Raw genomic sequence first — 21,183 nt, 5'->3', positions numbered from 1 at the left:
GATCACGGCGTCTTCGGCGTGGCAGTAGACGTCTTCTTCGCAGCCGTGGTCTTCTTCGCAGCGGTCGTGCGCGCGGTCGTCGACTTCTTCGCAGTCGTCTTCTTGGCCGGCGTCTTCTTGGCGGTCGTGCGCTTCTTCGCCGGTCCCTTCGCCCGCTTCTCCGCAAGCAGCTGGAAGGCCCGCTCGGCGGTGATCGAGTCGACGGCATCGTCCTTGCGCAGGGTCGCATTCGTCGTCCCGTCGGTGACGTAGGGGCCGAAGCGGCCGTCCTTGAGCACGACCGGTTTCTTCGACTCGGGGTCCTCGCCGAACTCCTTGAGCGGGGCGGCCGCAGCCCGACGGCCGCGCTGCTTGGGCTGGGCGTAGATCGCCAGCGCCTCCTCGAGGGTGATGGAGAAGATCTGCTCCTCTGTCTCCAGCGAACGCGAATCGCTGCCCTTCTTCAGGTAGGGACCGTATCGGCCGTTCTGCGCGGTGATGACCTCGCCCTCGGCGTCGGCTCCCACCTCGCGCGGCAGGCTCAGCAGCTTCAGTGCCGTTGCCAGGTCAACAGTGGCCGGGTCCATCGACTTGAACAGCGAGGCCGTGCGCGGTTTGGGCTTCTTGGCCCCGCGCTTTGGCTTCTCCTCCGGTTCAGACAGGATCTCGGTGACATACGGGCCGAACCGGCCGGACTTCGCCACGATCGTGTGGCCGGTCTCCGGATCGACGCCGAGCTCGCGGTCGCCCTGTCCCTGTTCGGCGATGAGCTCACGGGCCTTCTCAGCAGTCAGCTCATCGGGGGCCAGGTCATCGGGCACGGAGACGCGGATCGGCGCCGGCTCCCCAGACTCCCCCTCACCCTTGGCAGCAGCCTTCGCACCGGCCTGCTCGGATGCAGCCTTCGCCCCAGCCCCTGCAGCCGCCTCCGGCGAGACCTCCAGATACGGTCCGTACCGGCCGACCCTGAGCACGATGCCCTCGGCGATGTCGATCGAGTTGATCGCCCGCGCATCGATGTCGCCTAAATCGTCGACTGTCGGCTTGAGACCGTTGTGGTCAGCCCCGGTGCCGAAGTAGAACTCGCTGAGCCACTGGCTGCGCTCCTTCGCACCTCCGGCGATCGCGTCGAGGTCGGCTTCGAGAGCTGCAGTGAACTGGTAGTCAACAAGCCCTCCGAAGTGCTCTTCGAGCAGCCGGACGACGGAGAACGCCAGCCAGCTGGGCACCAGCGCACTGCCGCGTTCGGTGACGTAGCCGCGATCCTGGATCGTTGAGATGATCGCCGCGTACGTCGACGGCCGGCCGATGCCGAGCTCTTCAAGCTGCTTGACGAGGCTGGCCTCGGTGTAGCGCGGCGGCGGTGCGGTCGTGTGGCCGTCGGCCTCGGCGCGGGCGACGGAGATCGCCTGGCCTTCGGTGACCTCCGGCAGCCGGCCGCCCTCCTTGGCGGCGTAGCGTTCGGCGTCACGGCCCTCCTCGTAGGCGGCGAGGAAGCCGCGGAACGTGATGACCGTGCCCGAGGCGGTGAAGCCCGCCGTCCTGTCCTCACCGAGGTCAGCGGTGATCCGCATGGTCGCGGTCTTGCCCTTGGCATCGGCCATCTGGCTGGCGACGGTGCGCTTCCAGATGAGGTCGTAGAGCCGGAACTCATCACCCGACAGCTTCCCGGAGACCTGGGCCGGGGTGCGGAAGGAGTCACCGGCCGGCCGGATCGCCTCATGAGCCTCCTGCGCGGACTTCTGCTTCTGCGCGTACACCCGGGCCGACTCGGGCACGTATTCGGGGCCGTAGAGTTCGGCGATCTGGTTGCGTGCCGCGGTCACCGCCTGGGTTGAGAGCGCCGAGGAGTCGGTTCGCATGTACGTGATGTAGCCGTTCTCGTACAGCGACTGGGCGGTGCGCATCGCCTGGCGGGCGGTCATCCGCAGCTTGCGGCCAGCCTCCTGCTGCAGGGTCGAAGTGGTGAACGGCGCGGCCGGGCGGCGCGAGTACGGCTTGGTCTCCAGCGCGGTGACGCTCAGGCTGTCCTTCGCCGAGGTGGTGAGCTGGCCGGCGAGTTCGGTCGCCATGTCCTCAGTCAGCACGACGACCTCGGAGGCGGCTTTCCTCTTCAGCTGTCCAGCGTCGTCGAAGTCGCGGCCGCCGGCGACCCGCTGGCCGTGATACGTCGCCAGCCGGGCAGCGAACTCGGCACCCGAGCCGGGCACAGCCAGGTCGATGTCGAGGTCCCAGTAGTGGGCAGGCACGAAGGCCATCCGCTCGCGTTCGCGTTCGACGACGAGGCGGGTGGCCACCGACTGCACACGGCCGGCTGAGAGCCCAGCGCGGACCTTGCGCCACAGCACCGGGGAGACCTCGTAGCCGTAGAGGCGGTCGAGGATCCGGCGGGTCTCCTGCGCGTCGACCAGTGAGTAGTCGAGTTCGCGGGTGTTCTCCAGGGCACGCGCGATCGCCTCGGGGGTGATCTCGTGGAAGACCATCCGCTTGACCGGGATCGTGGGCTTGAGCACTTCAAGGAGATGCCAGGCGATCGCCTCGCCCTCCCGGTCCTCATCTGTTGCCAGGTAGAGTTCGTCGGCGTCCTTGAGCAGGCGCTTGAGCTCGGTGACCTTCTTCTTCTTGTCCGGGGCGACCCGGTAGTACGGCTCGAAGTCGGAGTCGACATCGACGGCGAACTTGCCGACGGGGCCCTTCTTCATATCCGCAGGCAGCTCCGAGGGCTGCGGCAGGTCTCGGATATGGCCCACCGAGGCTTCGACGTCGTAGCCGTCCCCGAGGTAGCCCACGATGGTGCGGGCTTTGGTCGGAGACTCGACGATGACGAGCCGGCGCGGCTGAGCAGCCGTTTGTGCCACGAGGTTCCCTTTCGACGGAATGTGCGCGGAGCGACGGGCGGCACCGCAGCGGCCGGACGATCCTGACTGGCCGCACGGTGGCTTACACCTTACAGAACTTAGCATCCGCCGCTCACGGCGACCCTCAGCGCGTGTTCAACTCTCCAGCGCCGGAATCGAGGACGGGGAAGAGGAATCCGTCGGCCAGCAGCTGGCGGACCTGCCCGGTCAGCTGGGCGCGCAGGGCGGCCGGGTCGGCCTCAAGCAGCTGGGCGAGCGCATCGCTGATCGCACCGAGGCTCAGGCTGCCGTCGCTGACGCCCAGCAGCCCAGCCAGGGCGGTGTCGGCAGTGATGGTGCGCCCGAATCCGGTGCCCTGCTCATAGGTGATGGTGTGCGGTTCGTCCTCACCGGGGGTGTGGTGGCGGTGCTCGACGAGATCCTGGCCGCGGATGAACGCAGTGCGCTCCAGGCCCGCGTCGTCGGTGCCGGCGAGCCATTCGAGGACGGCCAGCCGGGTGTCGAGCACAGCGGCCAGAGTGGCGGTGTCACCGGCGAGCGGCCCGGTCTCCCGGAGATGGTGCAGCGCCCGCTGCGAAGGTGTGGGTGCCCGGTGCATGCGGATCCACCCGAATCCGATGCGTGCGACCCCGCGGGTGCCGAAGTCGTTGAGCCAGGCGGTGGTGTCGGCCTGCCACCGGCCGCTCATCCGGGCCACCCCGCCGTCACGGATCCACGTTTCGGCGTAGGCGACCGGGTCGAGGTGCTCGCGTTCGATGAGCAGCATCGAGGTCTCTGCTGCCGGGCTGCCGGGCGTGCTCAGCTCCTCGCACCAGCGGATCGGTGCCGGCACCTCGGTCACCACCGCCTCGGGCGCGGTGAGCCCGCCGGACGGCTTGCCGGGTGCGCTGTGCTTGCCGGCGGCGTGGTACTCCCAGTTGCCCAGCAGCACCGCATTGCCGTCCGGGCGCAGCCGTCCGGGGATCCCAGCGATGAGCCCGGCCATGATCGCATCACCCGGCTGGCCGCCGTCGCGGTATTCGAAGGTCTGGGTCTCGCCCTGCGGGGTGATGACGAACGGCGGGTTGGCCACGAGCAGGTCGACCGGTTCGTCGATCGGCGTGAGCATGTCGCCTGCCCGGAATTCGATCGACTCGATGCCGTTGAGCCCGGCGTTGAGCTCGGCGATGGCGAGCGCCCGGGTGGAGATGTCGGTGGCGATGACGCGGGCGCTGTGGGCGGCGAGCAGCAGCGCCTGGATGCCGCAGCCGGTGCCGATGTCGCAGGCCAGCTCGACGGGCATGCGCGGGGTGACCGCCGCCAGCGTCCGGCCTGCTCCCCCGAGCCCGAGGACGTGGTCGCCTGCCAGCGGTTCGTCGCGGGTCAGGGTGCCCCAGTCGGCGGCGATGAGCAGCCCGTCGAAGGTTGCGATCGTCAGCGCCGCACGCACCTGGTCCTCGGTTCCGTCACCTGCGCCGTCGCTGCCGGTTGTCTCGCCGGCGTCGATGAGCCAGCCGTCTGCCCGCAGCGCGGCGAACAGCTCAGGCCCGCACGCCTCGGCGACGGAACCGGCGTCCACGGCCTGGTCGAGGACGAAGAGCAAAGCGAGCGCCGCCTCGGGCGCGGGGATCTCACCGGCCGCCACGCGGGCCCAGGTCTGCACAATCGCAGGCGCGGCGTTCGAGCGCTCGATGGCCGCCTGCGCGTGGGTGTCCCACAGCGGCGCGGCTTCCGGGCTGAACGGGAAGGAGCGCTTGAGCAGGTCGGCGAGCGGGCGCAGGGTGGTCTCGTCGGCGGTCGGAACCGGGACCGAGGCGGTGGTGGGCGAGGTGTTCACGTGTCCCACTGTACGAAACCGGTGGGGTGCGGTGGTGTCCTGGCCAGGTGGGACAATGGGTGCCTATGGCTCAGCGGCAGGATGCGGCGCCTCGTCGGCGGCTGCTCGATCTCGTCAGCGGGTTCGGTCAGCGTGAGGACCGGATCCGCCATGTCGAGACCCTGCAAGCCCGGGAGGCGGAGTTCGCCGATTGGCCGGACTGGGTGCCCGCCGAGGTGGTTGCGGCCTGGCAGTCACTCGGGGTCGAGCGTCCGTGGACGCATCAGGCGGCCGCTGCCGAGGCGGCCCATGCCGGTGAGGACACGGTCATCTCGACGGGGACGGCTTCAGGCAAGTCGCTCGGGTTCCTGCTGCCGGTGCTGGAGGCGTTCGCTGCGACGAAGGATGCGGTGCCGCGTCAGCAGGCGACGGCAATCTATCTGTCGCCGACGAAGGCACTGGCCCACGATCAGATGGAGAAGGTCAGCCAGCTTGTGCTGGCCGGGCTGCGGCCGGCGGCCTATGACGGGGATGTCTCACAGGCGCAGAAGGACTGGGCCCGCGCCCACGCCAACCTCATCTACACGAATCCGGACATGCTGCATCGCACGGTCCTGCCGCAGCATGCCCGGTTCGCCCGCTGGCTGCGGAATCTGCGGTTCATCATCGTCGATGAGGCCCACCGGTACCGCGGAGTGTTCGGCTCGCATGTCGCGCTCGTGCTGCGCCGGCTGCTGCGCGTCGCCGCCCACTATGGGGCGGCGCCTGTGGTGATCGGGGCGTCAGCGACGATGGCCGACCCGGCCACCGCCTTCACCCGGCTCACCGGCCGGGAATGCACGGCCGTCACCGAGGACGGGTCGCCGCGGGCGGCCGGTCACTTCGTGCTGTGGGAGCCGCCGCTCATCCCGAACGCCACCGGGGATCCGGATGCCGATGTCTTCGATGCCCTCGGCGTCGATGATCCGCTCGGCATCGGTGTCGGCTCGGATGGGGATGATCCGCTCGGGCTCGGGGCTGAGGCCGGGGATCCGCTCGGGATGCTCACCGATGGTCCGCAGCGCCGGTCGACGATCGCCGAGTCGGCTGATCTGCTCGCCGATGCGGTGTGCTCAGACTTCTCCGCCATCGCCTTCATCGCCTCCCGCCGCGGCACCGAAGCCCTGGCCGAGGCGACCCGCTCGGCGGTCTCACGGTCGTTCCCGGAGCTCACCCGAGCAGTCGCGGCCTACCGCGGCGGCTACCTTCCCGAGGAGCGCAGGCTACTGGAGACCGGGCTGCGCAACGGCCGGCTGCGAGCGGTGGCCTCGACGAATGCCCTCGAGCTCGGCATCGACATCGCCGGCCTCGATCTCGTCGTCATGGCCGGCTGGCCGGGCACCCTGGCCTCGCTGTGGCAGCAGGCCGGACGCGCCGGGCGCGCCGGTTCGGAATGGCTGGCCGTGCTCATCGCCCGCGACGACCCGCTCGACACCTATGTCGTCAACCATCCGGAGTCGGTGTTCGGCTCACCGGTCGACGGCGGAGTCATCGACCCGTCGAACCCGTACGTGCTCGGCGGGCACCTGTGTGCCGCTGCTGCCGAACGACCCCTGACCGAGGACGACTTCGCACTCTTCGGCGAGACTGCGGAGAAGACGGTCGCGCAGCTGGCGGCGGCGAACCTGCTGCGCCGCAGGCCGACCGGCTGGTACTGGACGAAGCGCGAACCGGCGGCAGCGCTGACCGACATCCGCGGCGGAGGCGGCGGCATCGTCCGCTTCGTCGACGCCGCCACCGGCACGGTGCTCGGCACCGTCGACGATGCCGGAGCGCTGCGCCAGTCCCACCCCGGGGCTGTGTATGTCCACCAGGGTCAGACGTTCGTCGTCACCGACCTGGATCTTGACGAGCGGGTTGCTCTCGTCGAACCGCGCACCGTCGACTACACGACCCAGCCGAAGTCCGTCACCGAGATCAGCATCGAATCGGTCACCGACTCTCGCCCACTGCCTTCAGGCGGGCACGTGCACCTGGGCATGGTCGAGGTCCTCGACCAGGTCACCGGGTATCAGATCCGGCAGAACGGCACCGGCGTCGTGCTTTCCGAGCACGCCCTCGACCTGCCCGAACGGACCCTGCGCACCTCGGCTGTGTGGTGGACGGTGTCCGAGTCGCTGGTCGAGGATGCCGAGATCGTGACACCGGATCTGCCCGGTGCCGTCCATGCCGCCGAACACGCCTCGATCGGCCTGCTGCCGCTGTTTGCCGGCTGCGACCGGTGGGACATTGGCGGTGTCTCAACCGACCGCCACGCTGATACCGGGAAGACGACGGTGTTCGTCTACGACGGACAGCCCGGCGGTGCCGGATTCGCCGAACGCGGCTTCCGCGCCTTCGATGAATGGCAGACCGCAACACTGGAGGCGATCGAAGCATGCGAGTGCCTCACCGGCTGCCCGTCATGCGTGCAGTCGCCGAAGTGCGGCAACGGCAACAACCCGCTCGACAAGGACGCTGCCGCGCGGATCCTCACTGCCCTGCTGCGCGGGATCTAGCGTTCTCACGGAGCGCTCTCACGGACCTCCGGAGCTGCCGGCGACGGCCTTGACTTTGATGGCCGGTAACGGGGCCGGCAGGGGTGCGCTCACGGTGACGGTCGCCGCACCGAGATCGGAGCGGGCGATGCACTCGGTGACCTTGAGGTCGGCTTTCGCCGCTGTGGCAGCAGCGACCTCGCATGGATCACCCGGTGCGATGCCGCGGGCGGCATCAGCGGCGGCGAGTGCTGCCAGGTCAGCGGTTCCAGCGGTCTGGGCGTGGATGAGGAAGGCTTTGCCGCCCAGCCCGAGTCCTGCCACGAGTGCGAAGGCTGCCGCTGTGATCATCATCGCCGCAACACTCGTCGACCCGGCATCAGAGCGGAGCAGGGTTGTGGCTGACCGGCTCATCAGCTGCCTTCCGTCCTGGCGGTTGCTGACGACTCGACCTGTTTGAGGATCATGCTCACCGGTTGCGGCAGGCCGATGACGACGGCGACCTCGGTGTATCCGCCCTCGGTCCTGATCGTTGCCTTCGATCCAGCACCGGCGCGTTTCTCGGCTTCGGCGACGACGGTGTGCTGCGGTTCCCCACGCGCTGCCTCGCGAGCGGCGGCCCGGGCGGCGTCGTAGGCGCGCAGCTGGGTCATCCCGACGGTGGCCGCGCCTGCGAAGAGCGCCAGCAGCAGGACCAGGGCCGGCAGCACCATGGCGAACTCCGCGGTTGCCGCTCCCCGGTCACAGGTGATCCGCCGACGGCGCTCTTCGCAGACTGGCCTGGTCATGTCAGCCGCCGAGCCCGAACGCCGAGCTGATGACGCCTGTGACGAGCTCGAGCAGCGTGTCGCTCTTGAGCAGTGTCACGAGCAGTGCCGCCAGCCCGCAGGCTGCCAGTGTGGTGATCGCGTATTCGGCAGTCGTGGCGCCTTCATCGGAGCTGATGTGCTGGGCCAGCAGGCGGGTCTGTGCAGCGCCTGCCTTCTGCTGGTTCGGACTGCGTGCCGGTGTTGTGCGGTCTTGTGTCGTGTCCATGGTGTCTCCTCACTGTGTGCCATTGCGGACTCCAGCTGCACTGCCCACGGGCTGGATGCCTGGGGCGGCGAGCTGATCCCAGCCTCCGGTGACCGGCCGGCTGCCTCCAGACACGGCACCGCAGGTGTGGATGCCCGAGGTGCGTCCACATCCGGGTGCACACACGCAAGACCGTGATCCACAGCCGTTTTCACTGGAACACCCCAGCCATATCGGAGACCAATGTGATGACGACTGGGACGATGCCGAGCAGGATGAAGGCCGGCAGGATGCACACACCCAGCGGAATGACGAGGGTGACGCCCAGTCGTGCAGCCGCCAGCTGGCGGCGGCGCTGCTCGCTGCGGCGCAGATCGGCCGACAGCCCGCGCAGCAGCGGGGCGAGCGCAACGCCGGTGCGGCGGCTGAAGTCGATGAGAGAGACCACCGGGCGCAGACGCTCATCGATGTCGGGCAGCTGTGAGACGACCGGCCCGGGCGCACCGTCACCCGTCACTCCGTCCGCCCCGTGCGTTGCAGAATGCGCGTGTCCGGCCTGTCTGCTTTCGGTCGACTGCCCGAGGGCGATCGCGTGGCCGAGCCGGCCGAGCCCGCTGCGGTCGCCGGCGGCTTGCGCGGCCAGGATGAGCGCCCGCTCCGGGGTCAGGCCGCTCTGCAGGCAGATCGCCACCAGCTCCAGGTCGAAGGCCAGCCGGTCAACCGGCGAGTCACTCACACCCCGCCCGGCACTCGAGGCCGCTTCCCGATCGTCGGAACCACCGCCTCGGGCGCGGGGATGTGCACGGCTGCCACTCAGCCGGGTGAGCCGGCCGGCTGTTCCCGGGTCGAAGAGCACGAAGGCGGCCGCGACGAGCACACCGATGACGGCGATGACGAGCCCGCTCACTGCGCTCTCCTCAGCATCGCGCGCATCCAGGCGCGACCGGCCAGCAGCAGTGCGATGCCGCCGCCGAGGCTGAGCGCTCCAGGCACGGTGAGCGCCAGCCGCAGCGGGTTGGCGCCGATGAACGCGCCGAGGCCGAGGGAGAACACCGGCAGCCAGGTGAGCACGCGCACCGTCGACTGCGGGCCAGCTAGCGCGACGGCGCGTTCGCGGGCGGCGTCGGCCTTCTCACGGCAGGAGGTGGCGTAGCGGGCGAGCATGTCGGCAGCCGGTGCACCAGCGGTCTCGGCGACGAACCAGACGGCGGCCATCCCGTCGAAGATGTCGTGCTGGGCAGTCGGCAGCTGTCCGGCATGCCGGCGGATCGCCTCGTGCGGGCGCTCCCCCAGCCGCAGCGAACGCGACATGCGGCCGAGCACCTCGGCGCTGTGCGGGTCGTCGCTGAGCTCACCGAGCTGGCTCATGATCGCCTCCGGCGGCATGCCCACGCGCAGCAGTTCAGCGGCCCGATCGATCATCGCGATCGCTGCGGACTCATCGTCCGGGCCCGAGGCGGTGGCCGCCTGCCGGCGCCAGCGGGCGAACAGCCGCGGTCGGCTTGGCGACTGGTCGGCTCCCACCCGGGTTGGCAGCAGCTGGGTGAGCCGGCTGGCTGCCGTGTCAGCGCTCAGCAGCCACCAGCCGGCGGCTGCCAACGCTCCGATGAGTGCGATGACGACGGCGGTCATCGGTGCGGTCCGGTGATGCCGCTGCGTTCGGCGAGCAGGGTGGTGAGCATGTCGAGGCCGGTGGTGTCAAAACCGGTGCCGGCATGCCAGACCGGGTGCATGACGATCCGCCCGTCCGGTTCGGCGCGCGGCACGCTCAGCTCGCTCACCTGCCGCGATGCCCCCGCACCTGTTCCTGGCTCCTCCGCTTCGCCGGGGCGCAGCCGGCGGATGTGGATGATGACGTCGATGGCGCTGGCGACCTGGGAGCGCACGGCTGCCGGGGTCATGCCGGCCAGCGCACCGAGCGCCTCCAGCCGGGCCGGGACCGCATCGCCGGTGTTGGCGTGGATCGTCGCGCACCCGCCTTCGTGTCCGGTGTTGAGCGCGGTGAGCATGTCACGGACTTCAGCCCCACGGCACTCTCCGACCACGAGGCGGTCCGGGCGCATTCGCAGCGCGTTGCGCACCAGGTCCGTCAGCGAAACGGTCCCGGCCCCTTCGACATTGGACTGGCGGGCCGAGAGCTGCACGACGTGCGGGTGGTCGAGGCTGAGCTCGCGGGAGTCCTCGACGATGACGAGCCGCTGGTCGTCTGCCGATTCGGCCAGCAGCGCCCCAAGCAGTGCGGTCTTGCCCGATCCGGTGCCGCCGGAGATGAGGAAGTTGGCCCGGCGGGTGAGTATCTGGTGCAGTAGTTCGGCGATGGCGGCTGGCACCGCGCCGGTGTCGATGAGTTCGGCGAGGGTGAATGCGCGCGGGCGTGGGATGCGGAACGACATGATCGTGTGATCCCCCGACAACGGTGGGATGACGGCGTTGAGCCGCACCCCGTCAGGCAACTGCACATCGACGAGCGGAGTCGAGTCGTCCAACCGCCTGCCGCCGAGAGCAGCCAGCCTCACGGCCAGGGTGCGCACATCGGGTTCCCCGCCAAGTGAGAGACGCACCCGCGTCAGACCCGCGCCCCGGTCGACCCAGATGTCGCGCGGGCCGTTGACGAACACGTCGGTGACCCCGGGTTCGTCGAGCAGCGGCTGCAGCGGACCGGCCCCCGCCAGCTGGGCGGAGATCCGGGCGACGAGTTCCAGCAGTGCCGCCGAGCCGAGCACTCGGCCGGTGCGCTGGACTGCCGTTGCCACCGCCGAGGAGGTGATCGGGCCGGGATGTTCGAGCAGGTGGGTGCGCACATCATTGATGAGCCCGGGTTCGATCCACTCGCTCATCGGCCACCTGCGCTGGCGTAGTGCGGTGAGTCTGTCAGGATCCCGTCGAGCACGCCTGCGGCGAATCGTTTGAGGCGCGTGCGCGCGTACGGGATGCCCTCGCCGCGGTCGACTTGGGCGGCCAGGGGCGGGTCGTCGCGGTAGCTGCCGAGCAGTTCGAGTCCGATGCTCTCGGCTACGAGGGCAGGGTCGAGACCCTGCCGATCGACTGCGCGGACTGCTAGGCCGACGGCCGGGTGGACGGCGCGCAGTCGGCTGGCCACGCACGAGGCGGCGATGACTGCGCGCACCCGGGCGGGAGTGACGAGTACGAGGTGGTGGCAGCTGGAGGCCCATTCGACTGGGGCATGCCGGGGCAGGTCGACGATGACGAGGTTGAATGCCTGCTGGGCTGCGGTGATGACGGCGTCGAAGACGTCGCCGGAGAGATCGGCGTGGGTCTCGCGATCCCAGGACAGCACGGAGAGTCCCTCACTGCGGGGCAGCGCCTGCGGCAGAGTCGAGGGCCTCAGCCGCCCGCGCGAGGTCGTCAGCGCAGGCCACCTGAGCCCGTCGATGTTCTCGTAGCCGAGCACAAGGTCGACGCCCCCGCCGAGCGGGTCGGCGTCGAGCAGCACCGTCTCGACCGCCTCGGTCGCGGCATGGCGGGCGAGCGCACACGCCAGCACCGAGGCGCCGGCTCCTCCGGAACCTGCGACGACACCGATCGTGGTGGCTGGGCTGCCGGGCGGTTCGACGGCGTGGATCATCCGCTGGGTGAGCCATTCGGCGGCTGCTGGCAGCACGGCGACGGTGTCGGTGCCGAGCCGGGCGGCCTGCTGCCACACCTCGGCGGCGTGGTCGACGGCGATGAGCACCGTTGGGGCGGACAGTGCTGGCAGCGGGTCGGTGACGTCTTCGCCGAGGAGGACGAGCACGGCGTCCTGCCAGCCGCCGGAGTGCGGGGCCAGCACGTCGAGACGGATGCCGATGCCGTCGGCGAGTGCGGCGCACTGTTCGGCGAGGCTGGTCAGCTGGGTGACGAGCGCGATGCGGGACATGTCCTCAGGCTCACCCGAATCCACTCTCCCCTAGGCGGGGGCCGCCTCGGCTGTGGATAGCAGCGGCTGCGCCTGCCGCTTGTGACCGCAGGTCACCTGCGTCCACACCTGTCAGCGTTGCTGCTGGTCAGCGCGCCCGTCCGCGGACCTCGCCTGCGAGAATCCCTGCTGCGACGCCCACTTCTGCACCGCTCACTTCCCACCCATCCACAGCTTCTGCGCACGCGTCGCGGTGCACTCACCGCCTTGCACACACGACTGCGCGCCCTGGTCCACATCGGTGATGCGGATCAGGGCGCGCAGTGTTCTTCAGGGTTCCGGCGGGTCAGCCGCGCTGGATGCCCTCCAGGTTGCGCAGCAGTCCCTCCTGCCCGGTGGCGTCCCGGACGGTGAAGGTGGTGCCGTTGTCCGACAGCGCCAGGAACCATTCACCGGGGGTGACGGTGAACAGCGGCCGGCCGGTGCTCGGGTCGATCGCCTCGCGCGGCTCCGGGACGGCGAACCAGAACGGCTGGGCCTGGCCCGAGGGCACGGCTTCGGCCGATTCGCCGGTGTCGGTCGTCGACTCTGTCGCCGGGCTCCACGCCTGGGTCGGCTGGTCGAGCGTCGCATCGGCGCCGGGTGCCTGCGCGTCGGCGCCGGGGGTCCAGGCCTGAGTCGGCTGATCGAGCGACGGATCGCTGGCGACTGGCTCACCTGCAGCCACCGTCTGGTCGCTGTCGGCGAGCTCGCTGGCGGCCGTGCTGCCGGAACTGGTCGGCGCTGCCGCGCCCGAGCTGTCGCGCTCGTAGGCCCGGAACCACTGGGTCGGCTCGTTCGGGTCATCGCTGGCCTGCTGTTCACCGCGCACGCGCGCCTCCCGGCGGGTGGCCGGCTGATCGGCTGCCGGTTCGCTTGCCGCCGGTGCCGAGGTCTCGGCGACCGTGTCCGCACCCGAGGTGTCGGCAGCCTTGGCGCCGAAGCCGCTGGCCTCGGCCAACTGGCTGTCGGCATCGTCTGCTGCAGTGCGCTCGGTCTCGGTCGGATCTGCGGTCTCAGCAGGTGCGTCACTTACGGACTCGGCCGGTTCCTCGCTGACCGCCTCAGCAGGGGCGTCGCTGACGGTGTCGGCGACGACGGTGCGATCAGCATCGTGGACGTCGGCACCTGCAAGGCCGTCTGCAGCTGCGTCGTCGCTGCTGCGCTCGGCTGCCGGTTCAGCAGCTGCATTATCGCTGAAGTCTGCGCTGTGCGTCCGGCCGCCGGCCATGAACGCCTGGGTCGGCTCACTCTGCGCGTGCTCGGGAGCGTCAGCGGTGTGGCTGCCGAGGTACGCCTGGCCATCGTCGGAGATCTGCTGCTGACGGGGCTCCTCACCGGCGGCAAAGTCACCGGCCTGCGCGTCGTTGTCATCGGCGTTCATGCCGATGCCGGTGGCTGCGGCTCCGGCCGCACCGGCACCGACGGCACCGGCGACTGAACCTGCGCCCTGGCTGCCGGAATCAGCGGCCGGGGTCTCACCGGCTGCCGGCTGGGAGCCATAGGCGTGCTGCTGCGCGTCATAACCGGTCGGCTGCGAACCGTAAGCCTGCTGCTGTGCGGCGTAGCCAGTCGGCTGCGATCCGTACGCCTGCTGCTGCGAACCGTAGGCCTGCAGGTCGGCAGCCGCGTAGCCCGGCTGAGCGGCGGACTGGTCCTGCTGGCCGAACTGGCCCATCTGGGACTGGACACCGTACTGGTCGTACTGACCGTGCGGAACGTGCGGCTGGGCCTGCTGGCTGAGTCCCGGGGCGGTCGAGGCGGCATCACGCGAGACCGGGCGGGCCTTCGGATGTGCCTGACTGTCCGGCCGCTGGGTGAACTCAGCGGCGAAGAACGGCAGCATCGTGAAGACGCCGGCGAAGAAGGACACAAGCGCTCCGACGAAGGCGAAGTAGGCTCCGACGTGCCAGGCAGACATCGAGAACACCGTCAGCGCGATCTCGAGGGCGCAGGTGGCGAAAGCCACCGATGTCAGCACTGAGATGAGCTGATCGGGACTGAGCGAGCCTATGCGCTGCGGGAAGCCGCGCACCGTCTTATTCAGCAGCGTGATGACCCCGGCGATGATGAGCAGCAGCGGCCACATGAGAACGATCTGCCAGCCGTACCTGCTCGTCATGAGGAAGGTGTTCTCAAACCCGTAGCCGAAACCGTACATGTCGCGCCAGAACGGAGTGATGAGCGAGATGAGCCCGAAGAGCGCACCGATGAGAAGCAGGATGTCGCGCAGCGTCAGCGGCCCGAGCAGTCCGCCACCGGGCCGACGCGGGGCCGCGCTCTGCTGCGGGTAGCCACCAGGGCCGTATCCGGCGCCGGGCTGGCTGCCGTAGGCGGCCGGCATCTGGCTGCCGTAGCCGGCCTGCTGCTGATCCCACTGCGCGGACTGCGGCGCCTGGCCCTGCGGCTGGCCGTAGGTCTGACCCTGGCTGCCGTAGGCGCCCGGATTCTGGCTGCCGTAGGCTGCGGGCTCCTGTCCGCCGTAACCGGCGTCGTATCCGGCGCCGGGCTGGCTGCCGTAGGCAGACGCCGACTGATGCGGGTCCTGCTGCTGTCCGCCAGGCTGGTAGGGGGTGCTCATGATCGGAAGTTCTCCTCAAGTCGTTGTGACCTGGCACGGTGGCCGAGTCTCAGTCCCGCGGCCCGCAGGCGGCCTGCCCGGCCCCGGCGCCCCGCGGTCCTTCGCTGGACGTAAGCATGTCGAGGGCTAGCTTACCGACATCACCCCTTGTCGGCGCCAGCCTGCTGACGTTTCCCACACTGTGGCCGAATGAGATGAGCAGTCTTAACCGGTGAGAGAATTCGATGTAAGGTGCATCACGGAGGCATTTGTTCCAGCTCCCCATGTTGTCGGAGGTACACATGACAGACCAGAACCAGCTGCACGCAGACCAGACCTTCCCGCCACCGGAGGAGTTCAAGCGCAACGCCAACGTCACAGCAGACGAGTACGACAGAGCTGCAGCTGACCCACTCGCCTTCTGGGCGGAGAAGTCACGTGAGCTGCTCGACTGGGAGACCGACTTCTCCGAAACGCTCGACTGGTCTGACCCGCCCTTCGCCAAGTGGTTCGTCGGCGGCCGCCTCAACGTCGCCTACAACTGCCTCGACCGCCACGTCGAAGCCGGCAACGGCGACCGCGTCGCCATCCACTTCGAGGGCGAGCCCGGCGACTCACGCACCTACACCTATGCCGAGCTCACCGCCGAAGTGTGCAAGGCCGCGAACATGCTCACCGGTCTCGGTGTGAAGTCCGGCGACCGGGTCGCCATCTACATGCCGATGGTGCCGGAGGCGACGATCGCGATGCTCGCCTGCGCCCGCCTCGGCGCCGCCCATTCAGTCGTCTTCGGCGGGTTCTCCTCCGATGCCCTGCACTCGCGGATCATGGACGCCGAAGCGGAGGTCGTCATCACCGCCGACGGCGGATACCGGCGTGGCAAGCCGTCCTCGCTCAAGCCGGCCGTCGACGAGGCGCTCAGCAAGGGTGACACCCCTGTCAAGCACGTCGTCGTCGTCGAGCGCGCAAAGAACGACATCGAGATGGTCTCCGGCCGCGACCAGTACTGGCACGATCTGATGGACCAGCAGTCGGATGCGCACACGCCGGAGTTCTTCGACTCCGAGCATCCGCTGTTCATCCTCTACACCTCGGGAACCACCGGCAAGCCCAAGGGCATCCTGCACACCTCGGGCGGCTACCTCACCCAGGTGCTGTATTCGATGCAGGCGAGCTTCGACATCAAACCGGAGACCGACGTCTTCTGGTGCACCGCCGACGTCGGCTGGATCACCGGTCACTCGTATGTCGCCTACGGCCCGCTGGCCGCAGGTGCCACCCAGGTCATCTACGAAGGCACCCCGGACTCCCCGCACCGCGGCCGCTGGTGGGAGGTCGTCGAGAAGTACAAGGTCTCGATCTTCTACGCCGCACCGACCGCGATCCGCGCGTGCATGAAGTGGGGCCGGGAGCACGCGCAGAAGTTCGACCTGTCTTCGCTGCGCCTGCTCGGCTCGGTCGGCGAGCCGATCAACCCCGAGGCGTGGCTGTGGTACCACGAGGTCATCGGCGGCGGGCGCTGCCCGATCGTCGACACGTGGTGGCAGACCGAGACCGGCGCGCACATGATCGTCCCGCTGCCCGGGGCCGTCGACCTCAAGCCGGGCTCAGCCCAGCGGCCACTACCGGGCATCAGCGCCCAGGTCGTCGACGACGCAGGCCACCCGTGTGAGGCGAACGCCGCCGGATTCCTCACCATCACCGAGCCGTGGCCGGCGATGCTGCGCGGCATCTACAAGGACCCCGAGCGGTTCAAGGAGACCTACTGGTCGCAGGTCGAGGGCCAGTACTTCGCCGGCGACGGCGCGCGCTTCGACTCCGACGGCGACATCTGGTTCCTCGGCCGCATCGACGACGTCATGAATGTCTCCGGCCACCGCCTGTCGACCGCCGAGATCGAGTCCGCGCTCGTCTCCCATCCCGATGTCGCCGAGTCCGCGGTCGTCGGCGCTGCCGACGAGACCTCCGGCCAGGCCGTCATCGCTTTCGTCGTGCTGCGCGGCAAGGCCACCGAGGACGAGCACACCGCCGAGGCGCTGCAGAACCACGTGCGCCGCGAGATCGGGCCGATCGCCAAGCCCAAGCAGGTGTTCATCGTCGAGGAGCTGCCCAAGACCCGCTCGGGCAAGATCATGCGCCGCCTGCTCAAGGACGTCGCGGAGAACCGCGGCATCGGCAACACGACGACCCTGGCTGACGCCTCGGTCATGGACGTCATCGCCAGCCGCGTCGCCGAGGGCTGAGATCTGCCCGGCCAGCCGCCGCCTCGGGCACGGAAACGGGGCCGCGACAGCGGGTCCCGGCCCGCGCCCGACTGGCGGCACGCCGGCCCCGAAGCCCTTGGGCGCGGGCCGCTGACCGGTGGTTTCGCAGATTTTCGCGCGCCCTGGCGTTTGTCAGGCGGGCAGAACGCATTAGGCTAGGAAGCAAGCAGCGTTACCCATTCCTCATCTATGAAGGAGCCAGCATGTCCGAGCGGTCGATCTCCCAGCTCATCAAAGACATCCAAGCTGATGGCCAAGCACTCGTCCAGGAGGAGTCGGCCCTCGCGAAGGCCGAGGTCACCGAGGGTGTCAAGAAGCTCGGCATCGGTGCCGGCCTGGCGGTCGCCGGACTATTCCTGCTGTTCCTCGGCTCGCTTGTCGTCACCTTCCTGCTCGTAGCCGTCTTCCACGAGGGCGTCGGGCTGTCGTGGTGGCTGAGCGCCCTCATCGTCTTCGGCATCCTGCTCGTGCTCGCGCTCATCCTCGTCGGCATTGCGGTGCCGTTCCTCAAGAAGGGCAACCCGACCCCGCAGTCGGCGATCAGCTCCGGCAAGTCGGCACTCAACGCGTTCAAGCGCGCCCTGAGCAACCCCTCGGGCCCGCGCGTCTGAGTTCCGGTTCCGAGGTGCCGGTTCCGCTCCCGAGGCGGAGGTTCGGTGCCGCAGTGGGCGCCGGTTCCCGGACTTGGTCACGTTCCCGTGCTGAGTCCGGCTCACCTGCTGGGAGCCCATGAGAGCCACTGATTGAAGCCTGCATCCTGTGCGGATGCAGGCTTCAGTCGTGTCTGGGCGGCTCGGGGCGCCTCAGAGTTCGATGTCGATCTGGGCTGCGCGATCCCAGTCGCGGGCCCAGCCCATCTCCTCCAGCGCGAACTCCAGAAGGGCTGCGGTGAAGCCCCATACGCGCAGCACGCCGACGTCGAAGGCCGGGGTGCGGTACGAGCGGTCCGGGGCGGTGAAGGTGCCGCGGTTCTCCGGAGCCACGAGGTCGGCGACCGGCACCCGGTAGACGCGCGAGGACTCGCCGTGGTCGACGACCCACACGTTCGAAGGGTTCTGCCACCAGGCGAGCACCGGGGTCACCTCGAAGGAGCTGACCGGGATGTAGAGCGGGTCGAGGGTGCCGACGACTTCGACGCCGTCGGGATCGAGTCCGGTCTCCTCTTCGGCCTCGCGCAGGGCTGCGGCGATCTCATCGGCGTCCTCGGGATCGCGCCCGCCGCCGGGGAAGGCGACCTGGTTGGGGTGGTGGCGCAGCTTCGCCGAGCGCTGCAGCAGCAGCACGTCGACATCGGCCACCCCGAGGCGTTCGAGCCGGTCCTGCTCGCGGCGGCCGGCGAGTGTGCGCGGGGCCTGCCCGCGGCCGAAGAGCATGAGCACAGAGGCATCGCGCACCGGCGCATCGTCCTTCTTGTGGACCCGGCGCATCCACTCCTCATTGCCGCCGGATTCGGCCAGCCGCGCAAGCGCGGACTTGACCGGGTCACCGGGGCTCGGCACCCACAGACTCACGCCTGGGCCTCCGGGGTCGGCTGCTCCGGCTCGGCTTTCGGGGCCATCTCGTAGCGCAGCATCTTCTCTGCCTTGGCCGGGTCGAGCTCGCCGATCCCGAAGCTCGGGCACAGTTTGGCGATCGGGCATGCGCCGCAGGCCGGCCGGCGTGAATGGCAGATCCGGCGGCCGTGGAAGATCATCCGGTGCGACAGCAGTGTCAGATCCTTCTTCGGAAACAGTGCGACGACATCGGCCTCGACCTTCGCCGGGTCCTCCTGCGTGGTGAACCCCATCCGGCGGGCGAGGCGCCCAAGGTGCGTATCGACGGTCAGCCCGGGAATGTCGAAGGCGTTGCCGAGCACCACATTGGCCGTCTTCACTCCTGTGCCCGGCAGGCTCACGAGGTCCTTCTGGTTCGCCGGGACCTCGCCGCCGAACCGGTCGACGAGCTCGCCTGCGAGCCGCACGATGTTCTTCGCCTTCGACCGGTAGAACCCGGTCGAGCGGATGAGCTGCTCGACATCCTCGATCCGGGCAGCCGCCAGCGCCTCAGCGTCGGGGAACGCCGCGAACAGGCCCGGGGTCACCGAATTCACCCGGATATCGGTCGTCTGCGCCGACAGCACAGTGGCGACGAGCAGCTGGAACGGGGTCTCGAAGTCCAGCTCGCAGCGGGCGTTCGGGTACACCTCGGCCAGAATCCGGTGGATCTTCCGCGCCCGCCTCGTCCGCCCCAGCGGCGTCTCCTTGGCGAATCGGCGCGCACTCTTCTCCGCGACACTCAGCATGTCTCCCACCTTATCGATCCCCGCGCCCGAGGCGCCGGTCACCCACCGCTGGGAGGTCACCCCTGCCTCGGGCACGGGGTGCCAACCGCCTCGGGCACGGGGTATCCACCACCTGCGGAGCGGAGTGTCCACCACCTCCGGAGCGGAGGTGGGAACCGCCTCGGGAACGGTGCGTTTCAGCTCGTGGAGAACTCTGTTCCGCAGTGCGGCCAAACCCGCGATCGCAGGCCGGGCGCCTGTTAGGATCGCACATGCTCTACGGCCGGGTAACAGGCATGACGCCGGCACCGGCATCAAGTAGAGTGTGCGGTGGGACACATCGGCGACAAACGTATGTGAGGGAAGACCTCAGGAGGAACTGTGGATATCGAAGTAGTCCGGAATGCCACGCTGTTTGCGGGTCTTGATGATGAATCGACGAGCGCGCTGCTGAAGTTCATGAAGCCGCGCAGCCTGCGCCGGGGCACCGTGCTGTTCCGCGAGGGCGATTCCGGCAACGAGCTCTACATCGTCTCCACCGGCAAGCTCAAGGTCGGCCGCGAGTCGCCGGACGGCCGCGAGAACCTGCTGTCGGTCGTCGGCCCTGGTGAGATGATCGGCGAGCTGACGCTGTTCGACCCGGGCACCCGCTCGACGACGGTGACCGCCGTGTCGCAGACCGAGCTGCTGAGCCTGGAGCACAACGACCTCATGACCTGGCTCGAGGAGCGCCCGCAGGCCGCGATGAACCTCTTGCGCGCCCTGGCTCAGCGCCTGCGCCGCACCAATGACACCGTCGGCGACCTCGTGTTCTCCGACGTGCCCGGCCGCGTGGCCAAGGCGCTGCTCGACCTGGCCGAGCGCTTCGGCAAGCAGGGTCCGGACGGCACGCTCGTCGCCCACGACCTCACGCAGGAAGAGCTCGCCCAGCTGGTCGGCGCCTCGCGTGAGACCGTCAATAAGGCCCTGGCTGACTTCGCCGCTCGCGGCTGGCTACGTCTGGAGGCGCGCGCCGTCGTCATCCTCGACCAGGAGCGCCTGAGCAACCGCGCCCACTGATCTGAGCTGCTGAGCACCTGAACGCAGCCGCGAACGCCCGGACACGATGTCCGGGCGTTCTGCTGTTGGTGCTGCGGTTCAGCCGTCGAGCTCGTCGATGTAGGCCAGCTGCGCCCGCACGATCTGCAGGGCCGCCGGGCGCACCGAGTCCGGCACCTGGGCGTAGACGGCGTCGCAGATCTCCTCCGCCGAGGAGTGGCCGTCCTCCAGCAGTCCGCGCACCTGTTCGATGCGCTCGTGGCGGTGGCTGATGTAGTAGTCGAGCACCGCCGCGGCATCCGTGCGCGCCGGCCCGTGGGCCGGTTCGATGCGGTCGACGACCCCATCGCTGACGAGCCCGCGCAGGCGCGCGAGACTGGCCATGTAGTCCCCCAGCGAGCCCTCCGGGTGGGCGATCATCGTCGTGCCCTCGCCGAGCACTGTGTCGCCGGTGAAGAGCGAGGAGCCGAAGAGCAGGCTCACCGAATCCGAGGTGTGCCCTGGGGTGGCGAGGATCGTCACGGCGTCTGCGTGGTCGGATCCGAAGGACAGCTGCTGGCCGTCTATGAGCGGATCGGCGCCCCGGCAGAACTCGGGCAGCACGGCGTGGCAGGCGGTGTCCGGGGCCCATTCGCTCACGGTGTGGAACATCTCGGTGTGGTCGGCGTGCCGGTGGGTGAAGACGACGGCAGACAGGCACCGGCCGGCGATCGCGTCGAGGATGTTCGCCCGGTGCTCAGCGAGTTCTGGGCCGGGGTCGATGAGCAGGGCCGAGGCGTCGTCAGCGCTGGTGAGCAGGTAGGTATTCGTTCCCTCCAGCGTCATCGCCGAAGGATTGTCTGCGGTGATCCGCAGCGTGCGCGTGGGCATCGTTGCCTCCCTTGCCGAACAGTGTGCGGCTTTGGCCTGCTGATCTGTCTGGGATCCCGATAGCTGCTGGGATCCGGTGTGCTCGACAGTCTATCGGCACCCCCGGACACGGCTGCCAGCGGTCAGATCTCGAA

17 protein-coding genes are annotated in these 21,183 nt (G+C 69.2%); 4 read left to right on the top strand and 13 right to left on the bottom strand.

Going from position 1 to position 21,183, the window contains the following annotated elements:
• Positions 1-2 precede the first annotated feature (2 nt).
• A complete protein-coding gene (topA, locus tag HLA91_RS00995) occupies positions 3-2,837 on the bottom strand; it encodes a type I DNA topoisomerase (protein ID WP_338076800.1) in 2,835 nt (944 codons plus the stop codon).
• 124 nt (positions 2,838-2,961) lie between these two features.
• A complete protein-coding gene (locus HLA91_RS00990; RefSeq protein ID WP_170273166.1) occupies positions 2,962-4,653 on the bottom strand; it encodes a methyltransferase in 1,692 nt (563 codons plus the stop codon).
• Positions 4,654-4,718: 65 nt separating this feature from the next.
• Between HLA91_RS00990 and HLA91_RS00985 the strand changes: the two genes are divergently transcribed.
• On the top strand, positions 4,719-7,169 hold the full coding sequence (locus HLA91_RS00985) for a DEAD/DEAH box helicase (protein WP_170273165.1): 2,451 nt from the start codon (positions 4,719-4,721) through the stop codon (positions 7,167-7,169).
• Positions 7,170-7,187: 18 nt separating this feature from the next.
• Here HLA91_RS00985 and HLA91_RS00980 read toward each other — a convergent pair whose 3' ends face one another.
• The 8 genes from HLA91_RS00980 to HLA91_RS00945 form a co-directional block, all read right to left on the bottom strand.
• On the bottom strand, positions 7,188-7,562 hold the full coding sequence (locus HLA91_RS00980) for a hypothetical protein (RefSeq protein ID WP_239557123.1): 375 nt from the start codon (positions 7,560-7,562) through the stop codon (positions 7,188-7,190).
• Positions 7,562-7,936 carry a TadE family type IV pilus minor pilin gene (locus HLA91_RS00975; RefSeq protein ID WP_165884540.1) on the bottom strand — a complete coding sequence of 125 codons (375 nt, stop codon included), beginning with the start codon at positions 7,934-7,936 and terminating at the stop codon, positions 7,562-7,564. Before HLA91_RS00975 ends, HLA91_RS00980 begins: the two co-directional genes overlap by 1 nt.
• 1 nt (position 7,937) lies before the next feature.
• The gene (locus tag HLA91_RS00970; RefSeq protein WP_170273164.1) at positions 7,938-8,183 is read right to left on the bottom strand and encodes a DUF4244 domain-containing protein; all 246 of its coding nucleotides are present in this window, start codon (positions 8,181-8,183) and stop codon (positions 7,938-7,940) included.
• Positions 8,184-8,373: 190 nt separating this feature from the next.
• Positions 8,374-9,069: a type II secretion system F family protein gene (locus tag HLA91_RS13715; protein WP_170273163.1), complete on the bottom strand. Its 696-nt coding sequence runs from the start codon at positions 9,067-9,069 to the stop codon at positions 8,374-8,376.
• Positions 9,066-9,794 carry a type II secretion system F family protein gene (locus tag HLA91_RS00960; RefSeq protein ID WP_170273162.1) on the bottom strand — a complete coding sequence of 243 codons (729 nt, stop codon included), beginning with the start codon at positions 9,792-9,794 and terminating at the stop codon, positions 9,066-9,068. The genes HLA91_RS13715 and HLA91_RS00960 overlap by 4 nt, the downstream gene beginning before the upstream one ends.
• Positions 9,791-10,999: a TadA family conjugal transfer-associated ATPase gene (locus HLA91_RS00955; RefSeq protein WP_170273161.1), complete on the bottom strand. Its 1,209-nt coding sequence runs from the start codon at positions 10,997-10,999 to the stop codon at positions 9,791-9,793. Before HLA91_RS00955 ends, HLA91_RS00960 begins: the two co-directional genes overlap by 4 nt.
• Positions 10,996-12,039, bottom strand: a complete 1,044-nt coding sequence (ssd, locus tag HLA91_RS00950; protein ID WP_170273160.1) for a septum site-determining protein Ssd — start codon at positions 12,037-12,039, stop codon at positions 10,996-10,998. Before ssd ends, HLA91_RS00955 begins: the two co-directional genes overlap by 4 nt.
• A 325-nt stretch (positions 12,040-12,364) precedes the next feature.
• On the bottom strand, positions 12,365-14,638 hold the full coding sequence (locus HLA91_RS00945; RefSeq protein ID WP_170273159.1) for a hypothetical protein: 2,274 nt from the start codon (positions 14,636-14,638) through the stop codon (positions 12,365-12,367).
• Between the two features lie 281 nt (positions 14,639-14,919).
• Here HLA91_RS00945 and acs point away from each other — a divergent pair, with 281 nt between their 5' ends.
• Positions 14,920-16,860 (top strand): acetate--CoA ligase, encoded by a 1,941-nt coding sequence (gene acs / locus HLA91_RS00940; protein WP_170273158.1) that lies wholly within the window; start codon positions 14,920-14,922, stop codon positions 16,858-16,860.
• A 224-nt stretch (positions 16,861-17,084) separates the two neighbouring features.
• Positions 17,085-17,492, top strand: a complete 408-nt coding sequence (locus tag HLA91_RS00935; RefSeq protein WP_102161209.1) for a phage holin family protein — start codon at positions 17,085-17,087, stop codon at positions 17,490-17,492.
• A gap of 192 nt (positions 17,493-17,684) precedes the next feature.
• Here HLA91_RS00935 and HLA91_RS00930 read toward each other — a convergent pair whose 3' ends face one another.
• Both HLA91_RS00930 and nth read right to left on the bottom strand, forming a co-directional pair.
• A complete protein-coding gene (locus HLA91_RS00930; RefSeq protein WP_257995042.1) occupies positions 17,685-18,392 on the bottom strand; it encodes an NUDIX hydrolase in 708 nt (235 codons plus the stop codon).
• The gene (gene nth / locus HLA91_RS00925; protein WP_102161207.1) at positions 18,389-19,162 is read right to left on the bottom strand and encodes an endonuclease III; all 774 of its coding nucleotides are present in this window, start codon (positions 19,160-19,162) and stop codon (positions 18,389-18,391) included. The genes HLA91_RS00930 and nth overlap by 4 nt, the downstream gene beginning before the upstream one ends.
• Positions 19,163-19,522: 360 nt before the next feature.
• Between nth and HLA91_RS00920 the strand changes: the two genes are divergently transcribed.
• Positions 19,523-20,200: a Crp/Fnr family transcriptional regulator gene (locus tag HLA91_RS00920; RefSeq protein WP_102161205.1), complete on the top strand. Its 678-nt coding sequence runs from the start codon at positions 19,523-19,525 to the stop codon at positions 20,198-20,200.
• A 78-nt stretch (positions 20,201-20,278) separates the two neighbouring features.
• Here the strand turns inward: HLA91_RS00920 and HLA91_RS00915 are convergent, their stop codons facing one another.
• Complete coding sequence (locus HLA91_RS00915; protein WP_239557122.1) at positions 20,279-21,049, bottom strand: MBL fold metallo-hydrolase; 771 nt, start codon at positions 21,047-21,049, stop codon at positions 20,279-20,281.
• Positions 21,050-21,183: the final 134 nt, after the last annotated feature.

This window comes from Brevibacterium luteolum (genome assembly GCF_013004595.1).
Classification (GTDB): domain Bacteria; phylum Actinomycetota; class Actinomycetes; order Actinomycetales; family Brevibacteriaceae; genus Brevibacterium; species Brevibacterium luteolum.
Note: the sequence above shows the minus strand (reverse complement) of the source record. Positions and strands in the feature narration are given on the sequence as shown.